The sequence below is a fragment of the Variovorax sp. P2_H12 genome, assembly GCF_056403395.1.
Genome location: NZ_JBFUFO010000073.1, coordinates 1 through 16,241, shown reverse-complemented (window position 1 = coordinate 16,241; position 16,241 = coordinate 1). Strand labels below are relative to the sequence as shown.

Sequence of the window (16,241 nt, the reverse complement as noted above, 5' to 3'; positions counted from 1 at the left end):
GTGCAGGAGAGTCCGCGGCAGTCGTTCTTCTACATCAGCGACGACGGGGACATCATGGCGATCCGCATGCACGACTGGAAGGTCGTGCTGATGGAGCAGCGCGCCAAGACGCTGCAGTGCTGGTTCGAGCCCTTCGTCAAGTACCGGGCACCCAAGATGTTCCATCTGCGCCGCGATCCGTTCGAGCGGGCCGACGAGAACTCGAACACCTACTGGGACTGGGTCATCTCGCACGCCTACATCGTCTACGCGATGCAGAGCGCGGTCGCGCAGCAGATGGAAGCGTTCGAGAAGTTTCCGCCGCGCCAGAAGCCGGCCGCGTTCAACCTGGACGAACTCATGCGGAAGTTGCAGGAATCGTCAAGCGCCGCCCATTGATCGGTCATTGACCCGCGCCTGGCTCCGGCACGGTAGGCCGGACCAGGCGCTCATCTTCGAAAGCGAACCGTGGCCACGTCTATCGCGTTGACTGTCAATGGCAAGTCCGAAGTGCTGCAGGCGGACGATCCCGCCATGCCGCTGCTCTATGCGTTGCGCAATCAGCTCGGCTTGCATGGCATGCACTTCGGATGCGGCCTGGCGCAATGCGGTGCCTGCACCGTGCACTACGACGGCGAGCCGCTGCGCAGCTGCGTGATGCCGGTGTCGGCCGCGGCCGGCGCGAACATCGTGACACTGGAAGGCCTGGGCACGCCCGACAAGCCGCATCCGTTGCAGCAGGCCTTCGTCGACGAACAGGCGGCGCAGTGCGGCTACTGCATCAACGGCATGATCATGCAGGCCGCCGGCCTGCTGGCCACCACGCCGCATCCGACCGAGGCGCAGGTACGCCAGGCGCTGGCCGCCAACCTCTGCAAGTGCGGCACCCACGTTCGTATCCTGCGTGCGGTTATGCGAGTGGCCGACCAGAAGGCCTGAAGGGCGTGTGATGACCTCCTTGCAGAACCCGCTGTCCCGTCGCGCGATGCTTCGTGCCGGCGGCGCGCTGGCGGTGAGCTTCGCGATTCACCCTCCGACCGGGGCGGCGGAGCCCACAGCCGCTGGCGATGTCCGCGGCAGGACCGTTTCGCCGGATGAAGTCGACGGATTCATCGTGATCGACGCGCAAGGGCGCGTCACCCTCTACAGCGGCAAGGTGGAGCTCGGCACCGGCGCGCTCACCGCCATCACCCAGATCGTCGCCGAGGAACTCGACGTGCTGCTCGATCGGGTCACGACGATCCAGGGCGACACCCTGCTCACGCCCGACCAGCATCCGACCGACTCGAGCCTCTCGATCCAGGCCGGCGGCATGCAGATCCGCAAGGCGGCGGCGACGGCGCGTGAGGCGCTGCTGGATCAGGCCGCGGCCCGCCTGGGCGTTTCCAGGGACCAACTGATGGTGCAGGCGGGCGTCGTGGCGCCGAGGGCGGGCGGCCCGGGCGTCACCTATGCGGCGCTGCTGCAGGGCCGCAGCCTGTCGATGAAGGTCAATCCCGAGGTGCGCACGAAGGACCCGAAGGACTACCGGATCGTCGGCACGCCGGTTCGCCGTCTCGACATTCCCGCCAAGATCTTCGGGACCTTCGAATTCGTGCACGACGTCCGGGTGCCGGACATGTTGCATGCGCGCATGGTGCACCCCGCGGCCGTGGGCGCCAGGCTCGAATCCTGGGACGACACGCCGTGCCGAGGCATCCCCGGCTACCTGCGCACCGTGCGCCGGGGCGACTTCCTTGCCGTGGTGGCGAGCGACGAATGGGCGGCCGTGCGTGCATCGCGCGCGCTGGTGGCGAAGTGGGGCGCCGGCGAGGGCCTGCCCGACGACGCCCGCCTCGTGGCCTGGATGCGCGGCGCGAAGGTCGATCGCGACGAGGTGCTGCAAAGCACGGCCGGGCCAACCGCTGCGCTGGCCGGCGCCGGCCGGCAGCTGCGCGCGAGCTACGACTTCCCGCTGAACACGCATGGCTCGATCGGTCCGTCGTGCGCGGTCGCCGATTTCAAGGAGGGCGCGCTCACCGTCTGGACCCCATCGCAGGCGAGCCACCTGCTGCGACGGCAATTGGCCACGATGCTGCGGCTGTCCGAGGAGCGCGTGCGCTGCATCTACGTCGAGGGGGCCGGATGCTACGGCCGCAACGGGTCCGACGACTGCTCGTCGGAGGCGGCGCTGATCGCAGTGCAGATCGGGCGCCCGGTGCGGCTGCAGTGGATGCGGCACGACGAGCATGGCTGGGACCCGAAGGGTCCGCCGACTTTGCTGGACTATCGCGCGAGGATCGATCCTCGGGGTCAGGTCGCGGCATGGGAAGCCGACATCTTCCTGCCCGAGCGCCCGATGAAGCGTTCCGGCGTGACCCTGCTGGGGGCCGTGCTGGCAGGCCTGCCGAAGGAGGGCCCGGACAGCCCCGGCACCTACAACCCGGGACTGGGCATTCCCTACGACCTGCCCGCCAGCAAGCTGACGGCGCACTGGTTGCACGACACGCCGCTGCCGGCGGCCTGGATCCGCGCCCCCGGCCGGATGCAGAACACCTTCGGCAACGAGAGTTTCATCGACGACATCGCGGCCGCCACCGGCATCGATCCACTCGAGTTTCGCGTTCGCCATCTGAGCGACAAGCGCGGCCTCGAATTGCTCGAGCGCCTGCGCCAGTTCGCGAAGTGGCAGCCCCGCGGCGCACGCGCGCGCGACACCGGCCCGCTGGCACGAGGCCGTGGGGTCAGCTACGCGAAGTACGAACTCGTTCGCACCTACGTCGGCCTGGTCGCGGACGTGGCGGTCGACCGGCGCAGCGGGCAGATCCACGTCGAGCGCGTGTTCGTCGTGCACGACTGCGGCCAGATCATCAACCCGGACGGCCTGCGCAACCAGATCGAAGGCAACGTCGTGCAGACCGTGAGCCGCACCCTCGTGGAGCAGCTCACTTTCAACCGCGACGCGGTCACGAGCCTCGATTGGGCCAGCTATCCGATCCTGACCTTTCCGGATGTCCCGGAGGTCGCCATCGACCTGATCGATCGGCCCGGCGAAGTGCCATGGGGTGCAGGCGAGCCCACCACGTCGGCCGTGCCCTCCGCGATCGCCAATGCTGTGCTGGACGCCACGGGAGCGCGCCTGCGCTCGGTGCCGTTCAGGCCGGCTGCGGTGCTGGCCGCGCTCGCCGGCGCCACACCGAAGTAGAAGGCATGGACACCTCGTCGAATCGCCACCCGCAGGACCACGTCTCGGCCGCCGCTCAGGCGGAGAACGTCGCCTTCCACGGCAGTCCGGAGGAGCTCCTGGCGATCGCTGCCGCGGGACCGCGCGGTGCAATGGCCGTGGCCGGCCTGGCCGTGTTCATCCTGCTCGCGCTCTGGATCGCGTTCTTCTTCTTTGTCTTTGCGCCGCGAGGCTCCATTGGCTGAGTCTGTCGAACTGGCGGCCGCGCGGGTCATCGACCGGTCCGAGCGTCGATGGTCCTGGGCGGTGGCGGGCGTGATCGCCGTGGTGTTCGCGGTGATGGTCTATTCCGGCCTGCAATGGACCGCGATGTCGCCGTCCAGCGTCGAGACGATCGATGCGAGTCGGCTGCACCTGTCGGGCGAGTTCATGGAAAGCAATCTCGGCACGGCCATACAACCCGACCGGACGGCGGTGGTACGGCTGATCGCGCAGCAGTATTCGTTCGTCCCTTCGTGCATCGTGGTGCCTGCCGGGACGCTGGTCAGATTCCGTGTCACGAGCCCAGACGTGGTCCATGGCTTCCTCGTCACGGGGACCAACGTAAACACCATGGTCATACCCGGCTATGTCGCCGAGGTCCGCACGCGCTTCGACGCGCCGGGCGATCACCTGATGCCCTGCCATGAGTATTGCAGCGTGGGCCACGAAGGGATGTGGGCCCGCGTCAAGGTGTTGGAGCGGACCGAGTTCGAACGCCTCCATGGCCATCAGCCGAGGGCATCCTGTGCAGGGCAGTAGTCGACTCGTGCTGGCCCACTTCTGGGCGGCGTTCTCGGCACTCGCTGTCGCCGTCCCGCTGGGCGCGTGGCAGATGTGGGTGCGCAGCCCGTTGCACCGCTGGGTCGACCCGGAGCGCTACTACGTGGCGGTCACCGCCCACGGCACCACGCTGGCCTATGTATTCCCGACCCTGATCGTGATGGGCTTTGGCTATGCGGTCTGCGCGGTTTCACTGGGCCGGCCGATGCACGGCATGCGGCTCGCCTGGACCTCCCTGGCCATGGTGTGCGCGGGCGCCCTGATCGCGCTGGCCACGGTCGCCGCGGGCAAGGCGACGGTGCTCTACACCTTCTATCCGCCGCTGCTCGGAAGCCCCTGGTACTACGGCGGCATCTTGCTGGCGGTCGCGGGTTCGTGGATCTGGGTCGGCCTGATGGTGTGGCACTTCAGGCGCTGGAAGCGCGACCACCCGGGGCAACCGGTTCCGCTCGCGATGTTCGCCACCACGGCGGGCGCGCTGCTGTGGTCCTGGACCTCGCTGGGGGTGGGCTCGGAGATCGCCTTCCTGATCCTGCCCAACGCATTCGGCTGGACCGATACGCTCGACGCGGGGCTGGCGAGGATGCTGTTCTCCTGGACCCTGCATGCCATTGTGTACTTCTGGCTGATGCCCGCCTACATCGCGTTCTACGTGCTGCTGCCGCAGTCTGCGGGGGGGCGGCTGTACAGCGACAAGATGGGCCGCATCGCGTTCCTGCAACTGCTGGTCTTCTCCATGCCGATCGGCATGCATCACCTGTTCACCGATCCGCAGGTCGGCGCCGGCTTCAAGTTCCTGCATGCGGTATTCACAGGGATGGTCGCTGTGCCGACCTTGCTGACGATCTTCACCATCTGCGCCTCGCTCGAGATCGCCGGACGTCTGCGGGGCGGACGCGGCATCTTCGGCTGGGTCGCAGCACTGCCCTGGGACCGGCCCGTCGTGCTGGCCTCGGGGCTGTCCCTCGTCATGCTGGGCCTGGGCGGCGCGGGTGGGCTCATCAATATGAGCTATGCGCTCAATGCCACCGTGCACAACACGCAGTTCGTGACGGCGCATTTCCACCTGATCTACGGCGGCTCCGTCGTGACGATGTACTTCGCGATCGCCTATGAGCTGTGGCCGCGGATGACGGGCCGTGCGATCGCGCCGAAGCTCATGCAGTGGCAGCTGTGGAGCTGGTTCGTCGGCATGCTGGTCGTGACGCTGCCATGGCACGTGGTCGGCATGATGGGCCAGCCCCGCCGCATGGCCTACTACGACTTCACCGATCCGGCGCTGGCTCCGCAGGCCATCTGGGTGAGCATTTCGGCCGTTGGCGGGGTGATCCTGGTGTGCTCGACCCTGTTGCTGGTGATCGGGTTGCTGGCGTCGCATCGCGGTCCGATCAGCCCGCAGGCCCCGCTGCGGTTCTCGCTGGCGCTGCGTCCGCCTTCGCGATTGCCGGCATCGCTGAACGGCTTCGGCGTCTGGATCCTGCTCGTGGCGGCGTTGACCGTGGTGAATTATGGCTACCCGATCGCGCAGGTCCTGCTCCTTCAGCGCAGCGGCGTGGCGACCTATCCGGTCGAAGCGCGATGACCGCTTCCCGCACCCCCCCGACTCGCGACGCCCGCTTTGCGGTGTGGATCGGGACCACAGCGGCGCTGCTCGTCGCCGCGGTCGCCGTGGGGTTCGTCTGGCTGCCTGCGAGCCAGGCTGCGGGGTCGGGGCCGGGCGAGCCGGGACTGTGGGATGTCATCTGCAGCGCCATCGGTCTTCCGGTTCGCAATCCACAGGCGCCCGTGCAAGCCGGACCGCCGGCTTCGAACGTCGCATGGACCGCGACGACGCGGCAGTTCCTGGCCGCAGGCGATGCGGCCCGGGGCACTTCGCTCGCGGCCACCACCTGCAACAACTGCCACGGCGCCAATGGGGTAGGCACCGACGCCATCTTCCCCAATCTCGCCGGACAGAGCCAGGCCGCCATCTACAAGCAGCTCGAGGATTTCCGCAGCGGCAGGCGCGATGCCTCCGTGATGGGTGCGTACGTTTCGGCGCTGTCGTCCCAGGACATGCGCGATCTCGCGGCGCACTATGCCGCGCTGCCTGAACCCTTTGCGGGTGCCGGAGCGGCGGGCGCGGCGGCCGATGCAATCGCGCGCCGGCTGGTCGAGGTCGGCGATCCGCTGCGCGGCATCGCGGCCTGTGCGGCCTGCCACGGTCCGATGGGGCTCACGCCGGGTGCGCCGGGCCTGCAAGGCCAGCAGCGCGCCTACCTGGAAGTGCAGTTGCTGGCACTTGCCTCGGGCCGTCGGCACAACGACATCAGCGCCCAGATGCGCAGCGTCGCGCGCCAGTTGACCGCGCAGGAGATAAGTGCCCTCGCGCTTTACTATTCGGGCTTGCGCATCGCGGCCGGGCCAGCGCCGCCCCCATGGCGGGCGCAAACCGCTGCACCAGCAGCGGCCCGAGAATGGAAGTGACCAGGACCCCGAAGGCCCGCCCACAGGATTCCGCGGCGATCCACTTGCCCAGGAGCAGGACCCCGATGATCCCGACGGCCAGCAGGGCGTCTGCCGACAGGCTGCGCGCGAGTGCGAAGCAGCGGCAGGGCTTTCTCGCGGCGCGTACACGTACGTGGATTGAGTGGACGCCGGGATTGACCCCCTCGGGTCGACTGAACGACGATCGCATGATCGAGAAGGGCCTTCGGGCCTGCCATCGCTCCGGTCGACCGATAGCGTCGCCGGTTTTCCTCGACTTCGTGTTTCGGCAGGAGACATTCATGCATGCGGATTGGACGGTACGGGTTGCGGCGACAGTCCTGTGGGCCGCGCTTGCCGGCTGCGCGGCCGATCCCGCGCGCCTGCCGATTGGCTCGACGCGCACCCAGGCGCTGCAGCAGCTGGGCAAGCCGAGCGCCACCTACCCGCTGCCGGACGGCGGCGAACGGCTGCAGTACTCGCGCGAGCCCGCGGGCTACCAGGTCGACAACGTCGACCTTGATGCGGCCGGCCGGGTGGTCGCGGTGCGCTCGATGCTGACCAATCCGCTCTACAACAATCCGATTCAGATCGGCAAATGGACCGAGCCCGATGTGCTGCGCGCGTATGGCAAGCCGTATCAGGTCACGCGGGTGTCCTCGTTCGATGGCGTCGTCTGGAGTTGGCAATACATGGACAACTACATGCCGCGTCTTTTCTATGTCTATTTCAATCCCGCCGGCGTGGTGGCGCGCTACGACACCGGTGAGAACCCCGAAATCGAGCTGGGTGGAAAGTAGGCGAGCCACGTGCATCTCGTACGTAGTGTCGGTGGCCGCCCGGATACACCTGCGGCGCGCTCGGCAATGACAATCTGGCCATCGCCGCCGGTTTCAAGGTCATCACGCCGTCGAAGGCGGACTAGGGTGTTTGCGCGTCGTGCGTCTACACGTACGTGATGGCCCGTGGTCGCCGGGATGGTCGCATCGCTCTGATGGCCTCACCATTGGTGTCCGGTTCGGTACAGGCGAACGGAAGCGGACTCGAAGTGCGCTGCGCTGGGCGATGTGCTTCGGCAGCGGGCGATCGCCACGGAAGCTGGTCATCGCTGGGATCCAGCACAACCTTTACTGCCTCGGGAGACGCCGAAGTCATGTCCACCACCGTCTACGTCGTCGGATTCAAGGCGGATGAGCGCGCGTGGATCGAATCGGCGCTCGGACGGATCACCGATGCGGTCGTATTCGTGGACGACGGCGACGTCTTGCTTGCCAAGCCGCCCTGCGGTTCGGGTCATTGCCTGATTGCGTCGGCCGATGTGGACGAGGCAGCGACCCTCAGTCTGGTGCGCGAGTTGAGGCGCCGGGGCGTGGCACTGCCCGTGATCGTCCTGGGTCCGCACACCGCTTTTCGCACGGCCGTGGATATCGCGCGCCTGGAGGCGACGGATTTCCTGGAACGGCCGGTCAGCGTGCGCGAGCTGCGCGCCGCGGTGCGTCGCGTGCGCTCGGATCCGAGATGAGACCGAAAGTGCTGCAAGCACGTTGCCACGTAGCTGGTGAGGCTTGCCAATTGCCAGAAGCAGCCAGAGGAACGTCAGATGCAAGCCTGCCGGATAAACAGGATCGCGATTCCCGCGCTGACAGAAAGGGAGCAGATGCCGCCTCCCGCTCGAAGCCCGAGGTTCGTCTCAGCCTCTCTGGGCGTGGCCGGATGGGTCGAGAGGGCCAGCAACTGCTACCTTGAAGCGTTGGCGAGCGACGAGAAACGCTCGTTCGCCCGAGCGATTCTCGTCGAAGGTCAGGCGCATTTCTTTCACCTTCGGAGCCAGGTTCACTGCGCGCGCTTGTACGTTCCCGGCGGCAGGCACTTACTGGCACCGGTGACCTTGAGTTCGGTGAACTGGAAGTCGGACTTGATCGTGTAGTCCTTCCCGGCGTGCGAATGGCTCGCATGGGTGCGAGGGCGGAACTTCTTGTCGGGACACAGGCTGGACACAAACTCATTGCCCAGGCGGCCGCCGACGCGCCATTCGATCTTGGTATTGCCGCTTGCGTAGGTTCCTTCGAAGTCGTCATTCGCCAGCGTGCCGGTCGACGCGGCGGCGAGGACGATGGACCCAAGGATCTGCTTTTTCATCTGGAACGCTCGCTGAGCAAGGGCGTTCGCCAGGGGATCCCGACGAAGGCACCATCGCCTGGGCGTCGGGTCGGGCGTCAGCAAGGCTTCCAGCAAGCGGGTGTGCCCACAGATTACTTGGCGCCGACCATGTCAGGCGTGCCGCCGTTCGGGGTCGGCCGCTTGTTCGGATTCTTTGTCTCGCGTGCGTTGACGCGAGCCTGTCCGGCCGCCGCTGCCTTGCCTGTGCCGATGGCGTCGTTCTGGGCAGACGTCGCCTCGTCACCACCCGGCTTCTTGACCTTGCCTTGCGGCCGAGCATCGACCTTGGACTGGGCCCGATCTTGCGGCTTGCTGTTGGTGATCACTTGTTCCTGCGATGAGGCCCCCGCAGGATTTTGGGCATAGGCGCCAGCCGTGAACAGGCCGGCGATCAGGAGTGCGAGGATTTTGCTCATTGCGATTTCTTCAAATTGTTGGATAAAACGTCATTGTCTGACGTGGTCGCACTTCAATTCCATCCCGGCAACCACCTAGCAACACGTACGTGGCGAGACGATGGCCGCTCATTGCTTCGTGAGTGTTGCGTCGAGAGGTCTGAAGCTCAGGAAGCGGTGGCGCGCAGTTCGCTGAATCTTCGCGCGAAGACGGCCGACCACTTATTGAACGCGTCTCGCGCGTAGGTCCAGCTTTGGAAGGAGCTGACATAGCCATTGAGCCAGGCCTCCGTCGCGGTCGAGGCGCCGCTGTTCAGGTCGGCTGCGTACTTGAGGCCAATCTCCGTGTCCGCGCATTCGCCCACGACGGCGCCTGTGGCGCCATCCCTGAACTGCGCTTCCAGCCCGGTCTGTCCCATGTAGGGTGTCGAGCCCATGGGCCGGCCGGTCGCTGCACCGGAGCCCATTTCCGCCACGAAACCGTAGGGCACCGCGGTACCCGCCAGGCTCTCGACGGTGTTGGTCGGCACCAGCGCCGTCAGGGCGAGCCGGATGCGCAGGACGCCAGGGCCGCTCGTCGTGACGATCTGCGCCTCGGGGGTCAGATCTCGCACCAGCGCCGCGTGGAAATAGTCGATCAGCACCTTCAGATCGGTGGGATCGATCGGCCGCTGTTCGGCCGTCGGCTTGATGTAGACCTGGATCCGTTCGATCAAGACCTTGTCGTAGCGCTTCCAGTCGACCTCGGCCTGGCGCCAGCAGAGCAGGCCACCGGTGGCGGCGACGGATTTCAGTTTTCCGGAATCGCTCAGAAAGCCCACATTGGCAACCTTGTCCTTCGCATTCTCGGAGGCCACGACGTTGGCGCCGGCGCCGGGCCCCGCGCAGCCCGCGAGCCCAAGGACGCTGCAGACCAGGGCGGGAAAAAGGACCTGATGCAATTTCATGCTGACTTTCTGTTGGAAAAAGGAACCAAGCCCACAGCTCAGGGTGCGCCCACTACGCTGTAGTAAACGCCGTTCGCCCCGTAAAAAGGCCGGAACCAGCTGTCGCCATAGCGGTAGTAGTCCACGCCGTAGCGGTTCACCATCACCGCGCCCTCGGGCGGGCGGGCGTAATTCACGCCGATGGGATACACCGCGTGATTGGCGATCGCCATGCCGGCCGCCGCCCCCACGATCGCGCCTGCTGCCACCGCGTCCGCGCAGTCGTAGCAACCCGCGTGGTAATACGGAACCGCCACCGGCGCGTGATAGGGCGCATAGCCTGCGTACCCATACCCGGGAGGGCGATAGGTGCTGAAGCCGCCGGGGGTCGTATGCACCGCACCCATGCCGTAGGCGCCGGTGGTCGTGCCGCCCCAGCGATTGGTGTGGCTGGCCCAGCCGAAGCCGCCTTCCGAATGGCCACCGAACCGGTTGGCGCTGACCCAGGCCGCGGCCTGTGGATGAAATCCTGCGGCGAGCAGCAACGCGGCCGTCGCTGAAAGAAGGGTCTTGGCGATCGCGTCATCACTGAACTCCCTGCGCTGGTTTGACGACCCGCTTGGCAGGTGGCTTCGCAGCCGCCACGGGTTTGGGCGCTGCGAACTCGATCTTCTTCGCATTGGCGACACTCAGTGCGGCAAAGGCTTCGGCCGCAATCACGGGATCGAGTTTCCAGTTCGACAGTTCGACCTGGTGGCGCAGTTGCAGCGGATCGCCTCGGAATACGGCGCGCAGCTTGCGCGGCAGCTTGTCATCGGCCCCAAGCCAGATCTGCATGAAGACCTGATCGTTGGCGATCGCCACCATTTCCGTGGTGGTGCCGCCCACGACCTTCGAGGGTCCGATGTAGAAGGCCCGGGTCAGCCCCTGGCTGAGGGTTTGGTACGGATCCGCTGCCAGGATGTCGGCGAAGGGGAAGTAGATGGCGGCGCGCTCGAAGGCCTGCTTCAGCATCGCGTCGATCGTCGGAGGGGCTGGCGAGACCGCCACCAGATTCTCCGCGGGTGCGAAGGCCGTCATCGTCGTCCCGTCGTAATAGAACTCCGAAGCCGGGCCATCGCCGAGCGTCACGACTCGCAGCTTGTCCGGCCGCTGCAGCAACACCTCTGAACTGGTCGCGTACACGAGCGAAGGACCGACGCTGCTCGGGCTCTCGTAGCTCGCCACCGCCGTGAAGCCCAGCGACTTGGCGCCGGTGAGCGCGGCGCTCATGCCGCGCAGCAACTCGAGTGCCCTCTGTTCGAGCCGGGGCGCCTGCGCCAGGGCCGCCTTGCTCGCGGGCGAGGCAGCCGGCTTTGAAACCGGCTGCGCCTGCGCAGCCAGCCCCGTCGCCATCGCTGTCGCGAACAGCAGGCCGCGCATGGAGAATCGACGGACCAAGGGTCGTGCTCGGGTCATTTGACGCCTCTTTCGGGTTGTTCAAGCGCTCCTGCGCGACGCCGGAAGGTCGCACAGGATCCCGAAGCGTAGTCGGCGCCCAGGCCGCCGAACATCGTGGCGAGCACGCGATCCGATACCGTGGCCCCACGCAGCGAAATAGGTGCGGCCACGCACGACTTCGGTTTCACTTGACCTCCGGGCATGCTCGGCATGCTCGGCATGCTGCCGCATGCAACTGACCTCGGCGACGGCCGGCATGAGTGCGGCTTCGATCCATGCGCGCTCCTCCTGATGCGGATCGACGACATAGACGGTGATGGGCATAGTCGAGCGGCCACTACTCCAGCGCCGAACTGTGAACCTCGGTGGCGAGGCCGATCGAGTTCACCAGTTCGCGCACCGAGTCGCGATAGGCTTCGTCGTCATCGATGATGAATACGGTGGGTTCGGTCGTGGTCTATTGGAGAATTGGAAGCGTGAAGCTCAACGAGGCTCCGCCGCCGGGATTGTGCGATGCCCAGAGTTTGCCGCCGTGGGCCTCGATCAGCTTGCGGCAGATCGCCAGGCCCACGCCGAGACCGCTCGACTTGGTCGAATAGAAGGATTCGAATACACGCTCCAGGTCGCCTTCGGCAATGCCGACGCCACGGTCGGCGATATCGACCCGCACCTCGTCGCGCTCGCCGGCGCGGATTGCAATGGCGATCTCTCTTTCACCATCAGGTCGCGCACCTTCGATCGCCTCCATGGCATTGCGCAGCAGATTCATGACGACCTGCTGAAGGTGCACTTCATCGACCCAAACCACCGGGAGGGGAGACGCGGAGGAAAACCGGATGCGGATGTCGCGGAGTTCGCAGTCCATCTTCAACATTTGGACGCTCTTTCTCACCGCGTGCTCCAAATCGATCGACTTCGAATCCGGTTCATGCCGCCGAGCCATGTTGCGCATGCTGACCACGACGTCCCCGGCGCGCCTGGTCTGCGCAATCAGCTTCTCAATCAGTTCCACAATCCGCGGCAGATCGGGGGTTGCTTCGCCAGCCCGGCGGCGAGCCGCCAGCGCGTAGTTCTCGATCGCACCGATCGGCTGAGTGATTTCATGAGCGAGCGCGGCAGACATCTCTCCGGCTGTGTGGATCCGAACCCGATGCGCCAGACGTTCACGCCAGTGAGCCGCTTCAGTCTCCGCAGCGAGCTTGCGACGCTCGGATGCCTCGCGCGCGTGCACGCTACCGAACACCTCGGCGAGAAGGCGAATGCCCGGCATCAGCGCATCCGGCCACTCGTGCTCGCCCTGCATACACGCGATGGAAAGGGTACCCGCGTTGCTGCCTGAGACGGAAATCGGCACCACGAGCAGCGATCGGACGCCCAGGTCACGCATGGCTGTAACGTCGTCTCCAGCCTCCAGAGGCAGGTCGGCGGCGCGAGCAAGTCGGACGGCCGTGCCTGCTGCCGTCTGGGCGTTGATCCACGGAAGCGCGCTCGCTCGATTCCAGCCCACCGGCAGGTCGATGGAGTCCGCTTGCCAATGCTGAATGACGTCCTCATGACCATCGTCGCGGAAGTGCAGCCGGAGTGCGACGTGATCGGCACCGGCAAACTCGCCGATCTGGCGCAAGCCAGTCGAAATCGCGTGATCTGCCTTGTGCGCCGTTGCAAGCACTAGCGTTGCAAGGATGCTGGTCGCGATCCGCTCGAAGCCGATAGCAAGCTCGAGTTCTTCCTGTGCACGTTGTCGCGCCACGACGCCGCCGAAGATCTGCGCGAGCAAACGCAGGCGCGGCAGGAGATCCGGCGGCCAACTGCGTTCAAAACGGACGCAGGCGAAATTGAGGGCGCCCTGTAGTTCACCGCCAATGAAGAACGGCATCATCACGTGCGACCTCATGTCGATCTTGCGCCAGGTCTCCTTGTCGAGGCTTGCCTCCGGCGGCAAGTCATCCAGGCGGGAGAACACCACTGGCTCGTTGGCTCTCGCTTTCGCCAGGAGCCATGGATTCACGACTTGGGCTGGGAGGAACTTGGGCGCACGCATGGCACCCTCCACCGCGTACGAGTGAGTGATCTCAACACGGCCGTTCAACGTCAGGACACGGCCAAGGGAACATCGACAGATGCCCAGGGCCTCAACAATGCGCGCGAGGCAGTCCTCGATGGCGCGATCGACATCCTGCAGAGGCATATTGATGAACGAGGCAGACACCGCCGACAAGAGGCGCTCAAAGCCTAGCAGGTCGTACACCACAGGCGGCAACGTCGGCGTGGATCGGCTGGGTTCAGTCATTGATCAAAGATAGTATTCTCCGAAGTCTTTCGAGGAGCTGGTGCATGCGTCGAGTCCGGGTTTTTCTTTTCGTGCTGGTTCTTGCGTGGCACGTCATTCCCGGAGAACTTGCCTATGCGCAAGACAACAGCGCTGGCGTGACGAAGCTCCTGCTCCCGTTCGAGGGTGGATCGGGCCGACCCGTTGCGGAGTTGCTGGCCGAGAGCGCTCGGGTCCTGCTCAGACGGACCATCGTGGTCGAGAACAGGCCAGGTGCCAGTGGACGCATAGCCGCAATGGCGTTGAAGCGTGCTGCGCCCGACGGCACGACGATCGCGCAGTTTCCCATCGTGGTACCGGTCATCGGACCGTTGTCGTTCAAGGAAGTCCACTACACGTCACGTGATTTCGAGCCCATTTCGCAGATCGCGACCTACGATCTCGCCCTTGCCGTACCCAACTCGCACCCGGCGAGGTCCGTCGCCCAACTCGTTGACTGGATGAAGAAGAATCCAGCCCAGAGATTCTACGGAAGTCCAGGTGCTGGAACGCTTCCGCACTTCCTCGGCGTGATGATCGGAAAGTCAATCGAAATCGACATGACGCACGTGCCGTACAAAGGGCTGGTGCCCATGAAGATCGATCTTGTCGAGGGCACGATTCCTTGCGGCATTTCGGTGGTTTCCGATCTCATCGACTTGCACCGCGCCGGCCGCATCCGCATTCTTGCCACGTCGGGAGGGAAGCGGATTTCCCAACTCCCCGACGTGGCGACATTTTCAGAGCAAGGCTACCCGGGCATTGTGGCGAGCGGATGGGTGGGTATCTTCGCTCCTGCCGGAACGCCACGAGCGATCGTCAACGAGTGGTCGGCTGCGTTGGCCACCACGATTCGTTCGCCCAAGATGCGACAGAAGCTGATTGATTTCGGGATCGAGCCGACTGGCACATCGCCCAACGAGTTTGCGGCGATCGTCGATGCAGACATCGCCCGCTGGGCGCCCATCATCAAATTGTCCGGCTTTCAGGCCGAATAGAGAAAGCCTTGAGCGTCCATAGACCCTTTCGGGGGGCTGCCGAGGTGGCTGATCACCAGTCTACTACCGGCTGCGACCAAACAGCGGACGGTCGAGCGTGGCTTCTGGAGCGCGTTCGCACTGACCTTAGGTAGGGCAACAATCCGTCCTCCGCCATCACGTGTGAGTCCGACGCAGAGCCTTGTCAATGGCATCCATCAACTGCTGTTGGGGGTATGGCTTCTGCAAGAAGTCCACGGCGCCGTCTCTGATGGCTTGGACAGCCGTCGAAATTTCTACGCTGCCACTGATGAAAACTATTGGTATGTTGACGCCCATCTCGCGCAGGCGTTCCTGTAGCGCGAGCCCATTCATGCGCGGCATGCGTAGGTCGAGCACCAAACAGCCGCACCACGCGGGGTCGAGGGCGGCCAGGAAGTCGAGCGCGGAGTTGAAGACCGCGGCCGCGAGCCCAGCTGAAACGACCAACTCGCGAATCGAGTCGCGACAAGCGTCGTCGTCGTCAACGATGAATACAGTGGGTTCGCTCAAGGTTCCAACGCGAGGCCGTCCAAAGGAGCGCGAGCGCGATGCCACGCACCTTCTGGCTCCCAGCGTCCAAAGGGTACCAACCTAACCCCGAATTGAGGTTTTGGATATTGCCCTTTGGTGCAGTGCACCACGGTTTCGCAGATGTCGGCACGAAAACTGCCGTTCCAGCGGGGGAACGTGTTCGCGCTCACTGCTTGGGCGCTGTGCTGTCCGACCTGGGCAAGCACGAGAAGGCGGCGGCCGTCCTAGAGCGCGCGGTTGGCCTCGGGTCAACCGATCGGAATACCTACTTCAATCTCGGCCAGGACCAGACACTTTGCATCAGAGCCATTTGGTCCCGGTTCAGACTTCTCGGACATAGGTTTGCAGATGCTCGCACATCGATTCCGGTGAAGTAGGTCATTCAAGCTCTCCTTCGTAGTGGGTCTACGAGTTTAGGAAGAGAACTCCGCGGGACTCAGGGTGGAACTGCACGCCCCACCATGGCCGGGCGAGATGACGGAGCGCCATAAGCGTGCCATCGGCAGTCCAGGCGAGCGGCTCCAGGTCGATGGGCAGTTCAGTGACGGCCAGCGAGTGGTATCGCACGGCTTCGAAGGGGTTGTGAATGCCCCGGAACAGGTCCTGCCCGGTGTGGCTGACCCGGTCGAGGCGCCCATGCATGGGCCGAACAGCCAGGTCGACCCTGGCACCGCAGAAATGCGCGATGGCCTGGTGGCCCAGACAGACGCCGAGCAATGGAACGCGGGTGTGGCGCAGCACGTCGTTGACGACACCAAGATCCGCGGGGCGCTGGGGCCGGCCGGGCCCCGGGGAGATGACGATGTTGTCGAACTCGAGCGACTCGATCTCGAGCCAGCTCAGCTCGTCGTTCCGGATGACACGGGGCGGCCGTGAATTGCTGGCGGCCAGGTACTGGTAGAGGTTGTAGGTGAACGAGTCGTAGTTGTCGATCAAGAGGGTCCGCATGCCTGGCTCCTTTCGGGTTTGGGGAGGAGCCATGGTTCGGCTGGAAGCGATTTGTCACAACTCTCAGATCAGGTAGGGGGGGGG

18 protein-coding genes and 1 pseudogene are annotated in these 16,241 nt (G+C 65.2%); 10 read left to right on the top strand and 9 right to left on the bottom strand.

The window, feature by feature from the left end; translation table 11 throughout:
• The 9 genes and pseudogenes from AC1DYK_RS34195 to AC1DYK_RS34155 form a co-directional block, all read left to right on the top strand.
• A pseudogene (locus AC1DYK_RS34195) lies at nt 1–378 on the top strand (arylsulfatase); the annotation flags it as partial.
• Nucleotides 379–447: 69 nt separating this feature from the next.
• Nucleotides 448–918 (top strand): (2Fe-2S)-binding protein, encoded by a 471-nt coding sequence (locus AC1DYK_RS34190; RefSeq protein ID WP_478170345.1) that lies wholly within the window; start codon nt 448–450, stop codon nt 916–918.
• Between the two features lie 10 nt (nt 919–928).
• Complete coding sequence (locus tag AC1DYK_RS34185) at nt 929–3,163, top strand: xanthine dehydrogenase family protein molybdopterin-binding subunit (RefSeq protein ID WP_478170344.1); 2,235 nt, start codon at nt 929–931, stop codon at nt 3,161–3,163.
• Nucleotides 3,164–3,168: 5 nt separating this feature from the next.
• Nucleotides 3,169–3,387 (top strand): hypothetical protein, encoded by a 219-nt coding sequence (locus tag AC1DYK_RS34180; protein WP_478170343.1) that lies wholly within the window; start codon nt 3,169–3,171, stop codon nt 3,385–3,387.
• On the top strand, nt 3,380–3,943 hold the full coding sequence (locus AC1DYK_RS34175) for a cupredoxin domain-containing protein (protein ID WP_478170342.1): 564 nt from the start codon (nt 3,380–3,382) through the stop codon (nt 3,941–3,943). Before AC1DYK_RS34180 ends, AC1DYK_RS34175 begins: the two co-directional genes overlap by 8 nt.
• Complete coding sequence (locus tag AC1DYK_RS34170; protein ID WP_478170341.1) at nt 3,906–5,546, top strand: cbb3-type cytochrome c oxidase subunit I; 1,641 nt, start codon at nt 3,906–3,908, stop codon at nt 5,544–5,546. The genes AC1DYK_RS34175 and AC1DYK_RS34170 overlap by 38 nt, the downstream gene beginning before the upstream one ends.
• On the top strand, nt 5,543–6,430 hold the full coding sequence (locus tag AC1DYK_RS34165) for a c-type cytochrome (protein WP_478170340.1): 888 nt from the start codon (nt 5,543–5,545) through the stop codon (nt 6,428–6,430). Before AC1DYK_RS34170 ends, AC1DYK_RS34165 begins: the two co-directional genes overlap by 4 nt.
• Nucleotides 6,431–6,639: 209 nt before the next feature.
• Entirely contained in the window at nt 6,640–7,230 is a 591-nt protein-coding gene (locus AC1DYK_RS34160) for a hypothetical protein (RefSeq protein WP_478170339.1), read from the top strand.
• Nucleotides 7,231–7,583: 353 nt separating this feature from the next.
• Nucleotides 7,584–7,952 (top strand): response regulator, encoded by a 369-nt coding sequence (locus AC1DYK_RS34155; protein ID WP_478170338.1) that lies wholly within the window; start codon nt 7,584–7,586, stop codon nt 7,950–7,952.
• A gap of 311 nt (nt 7,953–8,263) precedes the next feature.
• Here the strand turns inward: AC1DYK_RS34155 and AC1DYK_RS34150 are convergent, their stop codons facing one another.
• From AC1DYK_RS34150 to AC1DYK_RS34120, 7 genes are all read right to left on the bottom strand, one after another.
• The gene (locus tag AC1DYK_RS34150; RefSeq protein ID WP_478170337.1) at nt 8,264–8,665 is read right to left on the bottom strand and encodes a hypothetical protein; all 402 of its coding nucleotides are present in this window, start codon (nt 8,663–8,665) and stop codon (nt 8,264–8,266) included.
• Between the two features lie 17 nt (nt 8,666–8,682).
• The gene (locus AC1DYK_RS34145) at nt 8,683–9,006 is read right to left on the bottom strand and encodes a cell envelope biogenesis protein TolA (RefSeq protein ID WP_478170336.1); all 324 of its coding nucleotides are present in this window, start codon (nt 9,004–9,006) and stop codon (nt 8,683–8,685) included.
• Nucleotides 9,007–9,152: 146 nt separating this feature from the next.
• Complete coding sequence (locus AC1DYK_RS34140; protein WP_478170335.1) at nt 9,153–9,932, bottom strand: DUF3313 domain-containing protein; 780 nt, start codon at nt 9,930–9,932, stop codon at nt 9,153–9,155.
• 38 nt (nt 9,933–9,970) lie between these two features.
• Nucleotides 9,971–10,456, bottom strand: coding sequence for a hypothetical protein (locus AC1DYK_RS34135; RefSeq protein WP_478170334.1), 486 nt, complete (start codon nt 10,454–10,456; stop codon nt 9,971–9,973).
• Between the two features lie 40 nt (nt 10,457–10,496).
• Nucleotides 10,497–11,369 carry a DUF2092 domain-containing protein gene (locus AC1DYK_RS34130; RefSeq protein ID WP_478170333.1) on the bottom strand — a complete coding sequence of 291 codons (873 nt, stop codon included), beginning with the start codon at nt 11,367–11,369 and terminating at the stop codon, nt 10,497–10,499.
• A 21-nt stretch (nt 11,370–11,390) separates the two neighbouring features.
• Complete coding sequence (locus tag AC1DYK_RS34125) at nt 11,391–11,675, bottom strand: hypothetical protein (protein ID WP_478170332.1); 285 nt, start codon at nt 11,673–11,675, stop codon at nt 11,391–11,393.
• A 133-nt stretch (nt 11,676–11,808) separates the two neighbouring features.
• Nucleotides 11,809–13,641, bottom strand: a complete 1,833-nt coding sequence (locus tag AC1DYK_RS34120) for a sensor histidine kinase (protein ID WP_478170331.1) — start codon at nt 13,639–13,641, stop codon at nt 11,809–11,811.
• Between the two features lie 44 nt (nt 13,642–13,685).
• Between AC1DYK_RS34120 and AC1DYK_RS34115 the strand changes: the two genes are divergently transcribed.
• Nucleotides 13,686–14,657 carry a tripartite tricarboxylate transporter substrate-binding protein gene (locus AC1DYK_RS34115; RefSeq protein WP_478170330.1) on the top strand — a complete coding sequence of 324 codons (972 nt, stop codon included), beginning with the start codon at nt 13,686–13,688 and terminating at the stop codon, nt 14,655–14,657.
• Between the two features lie 156 nt (nt 14,658–14,813).
• Here AC1DYK_RS34115 and AC1DYK_RS34110 read toward each other — a convergent pair whose 3' ends face one another.
• Both AC1DYK_RS34110 and AC1DYK_RS34105 read right to left on the bottom strand, forming a co-directional pair.
• Nucleotides 14,814–15,188: a response regulator transcription factor gene (locus AC1DYK_RS34110; protein WP_478170329.1), complete on the bottom strand. Its 375-nt coding sequence runs from the start codon at nt 15,186–15,188 to the stop codon at nt 14,814–14,816.
• A gap of 426 nt (nt 15,189–15,614) precedes the next feature.
• Nucleotides 15,615–16,157, bottom strand: coding sequence for an anthranilate synthase component II (locus AC1DYK_RS34105; protein ID WP_478170328.1), 543 nt, complete (start codon nt 16,155–16,157; stop codon nt 15,615–15,617).
• Nucleotides 16,158–16,241 lie beyond the last annotated feature (84 nt).

Excerpts from the sequence above, each read along its gene's own strand:
- AC1DYK_RS34180 (WP_478170343.1), top strand. The coding sequence starts at position 3,169 with ATGGACACCTCGTCGAATCGCCACCCGCAGGACCACGTCTCGGCCGCC.
- AC1DYK_RS34165 (WP_478170340.1), top strand. The coding sequence starts at position 5,543 with ATGACCGCTTCCCGCACCCCCCCGACTCGCGACGCCCGCTTTGCGGTG.
- AC1DYK_RS34140 (WP_478170335.1), bottom strand. The coding sequence starts at position 9,932 with ATGAAATTGCATCAGGTCCTTTTTCCCGCCCTGGTCTGCAGCGTCCTT.
- AC1DYK_RS34145 (WP_478170336.1), bottom strand. The coding sequence starts at position 9,006 with ATGAGCAAAATCCTCGCACTCCTGATCGCCGGCCTGTTCACGGCTGGC.
- AC1DYK_RS34170 (WP_478170341.1), top strand. The coding sequence starts at position 3,906 with ATGGCCATCAGCCGAGGGCATCCTGTGCAGGGCAGTAGTCGACTCGTG.
- AC1DYK_RS34125 (WP_478170332.1), bottom strand. The coding sequence starts at position 11,675 with ATGCCCATCACCGTCTATGTCGTCGATCCGCATCAGGAGGAGCGCGCA.
- AC1DYK_RS34115 (WP_478170330.1), top strand. The coding sequence starts at position 13,686 with ATGCGTCGAGTCCGGGTTTTTCTTTTCGTGCTGGTTCTTGCGTGGCAC.
- AC1DYK_RS34185 (WP_478170344.1), top strand. The coding sequence starts at position 929 with ATGACCTCCTTGCAGAACCCGCTGTCCCGTCGCGCGATGCTTCGTGCC.
- AC1DYK_RS34105 (WP_478170328.1), bottom strand. The coding sequence starts at position 16,157 with ATGCGGACCCTCTTGATCGACAACTACGACTCGTTCACCTACAACCTC.
- AC1DYK_RS34120 (WP_478170331.1), bottom strand. The coding sequence starts at position 13,641 with ATGACTGAACCCAGCCGATCCACGCCGACGTTGCCGCCTGTGGTGTAC.
- AC1DYK_RS34160 (WP_478170339.1), top strand. The coding sequence starts at position 6,640 with ATGATCGAGAAGGGCCTTCGGGCCTGCCATCGCTCCGGTCGACCGATA.
- AC1DYK_RS34155 (WP_478170338.1), top strand. The coding sequence starts at position 7,584 with ATGTCCACCACCGTCTACGTCGTCGGATTCAAGGCGGATGAGCGCGCG.
- AC1DYK_RS34130 (WP_478170333.1), bottom strand. The coding sequence starts at position 11,369 with ATGACCCGAGCACGACCCTTGGTCCGTCGATTCTCCATGCGCGGCCTG.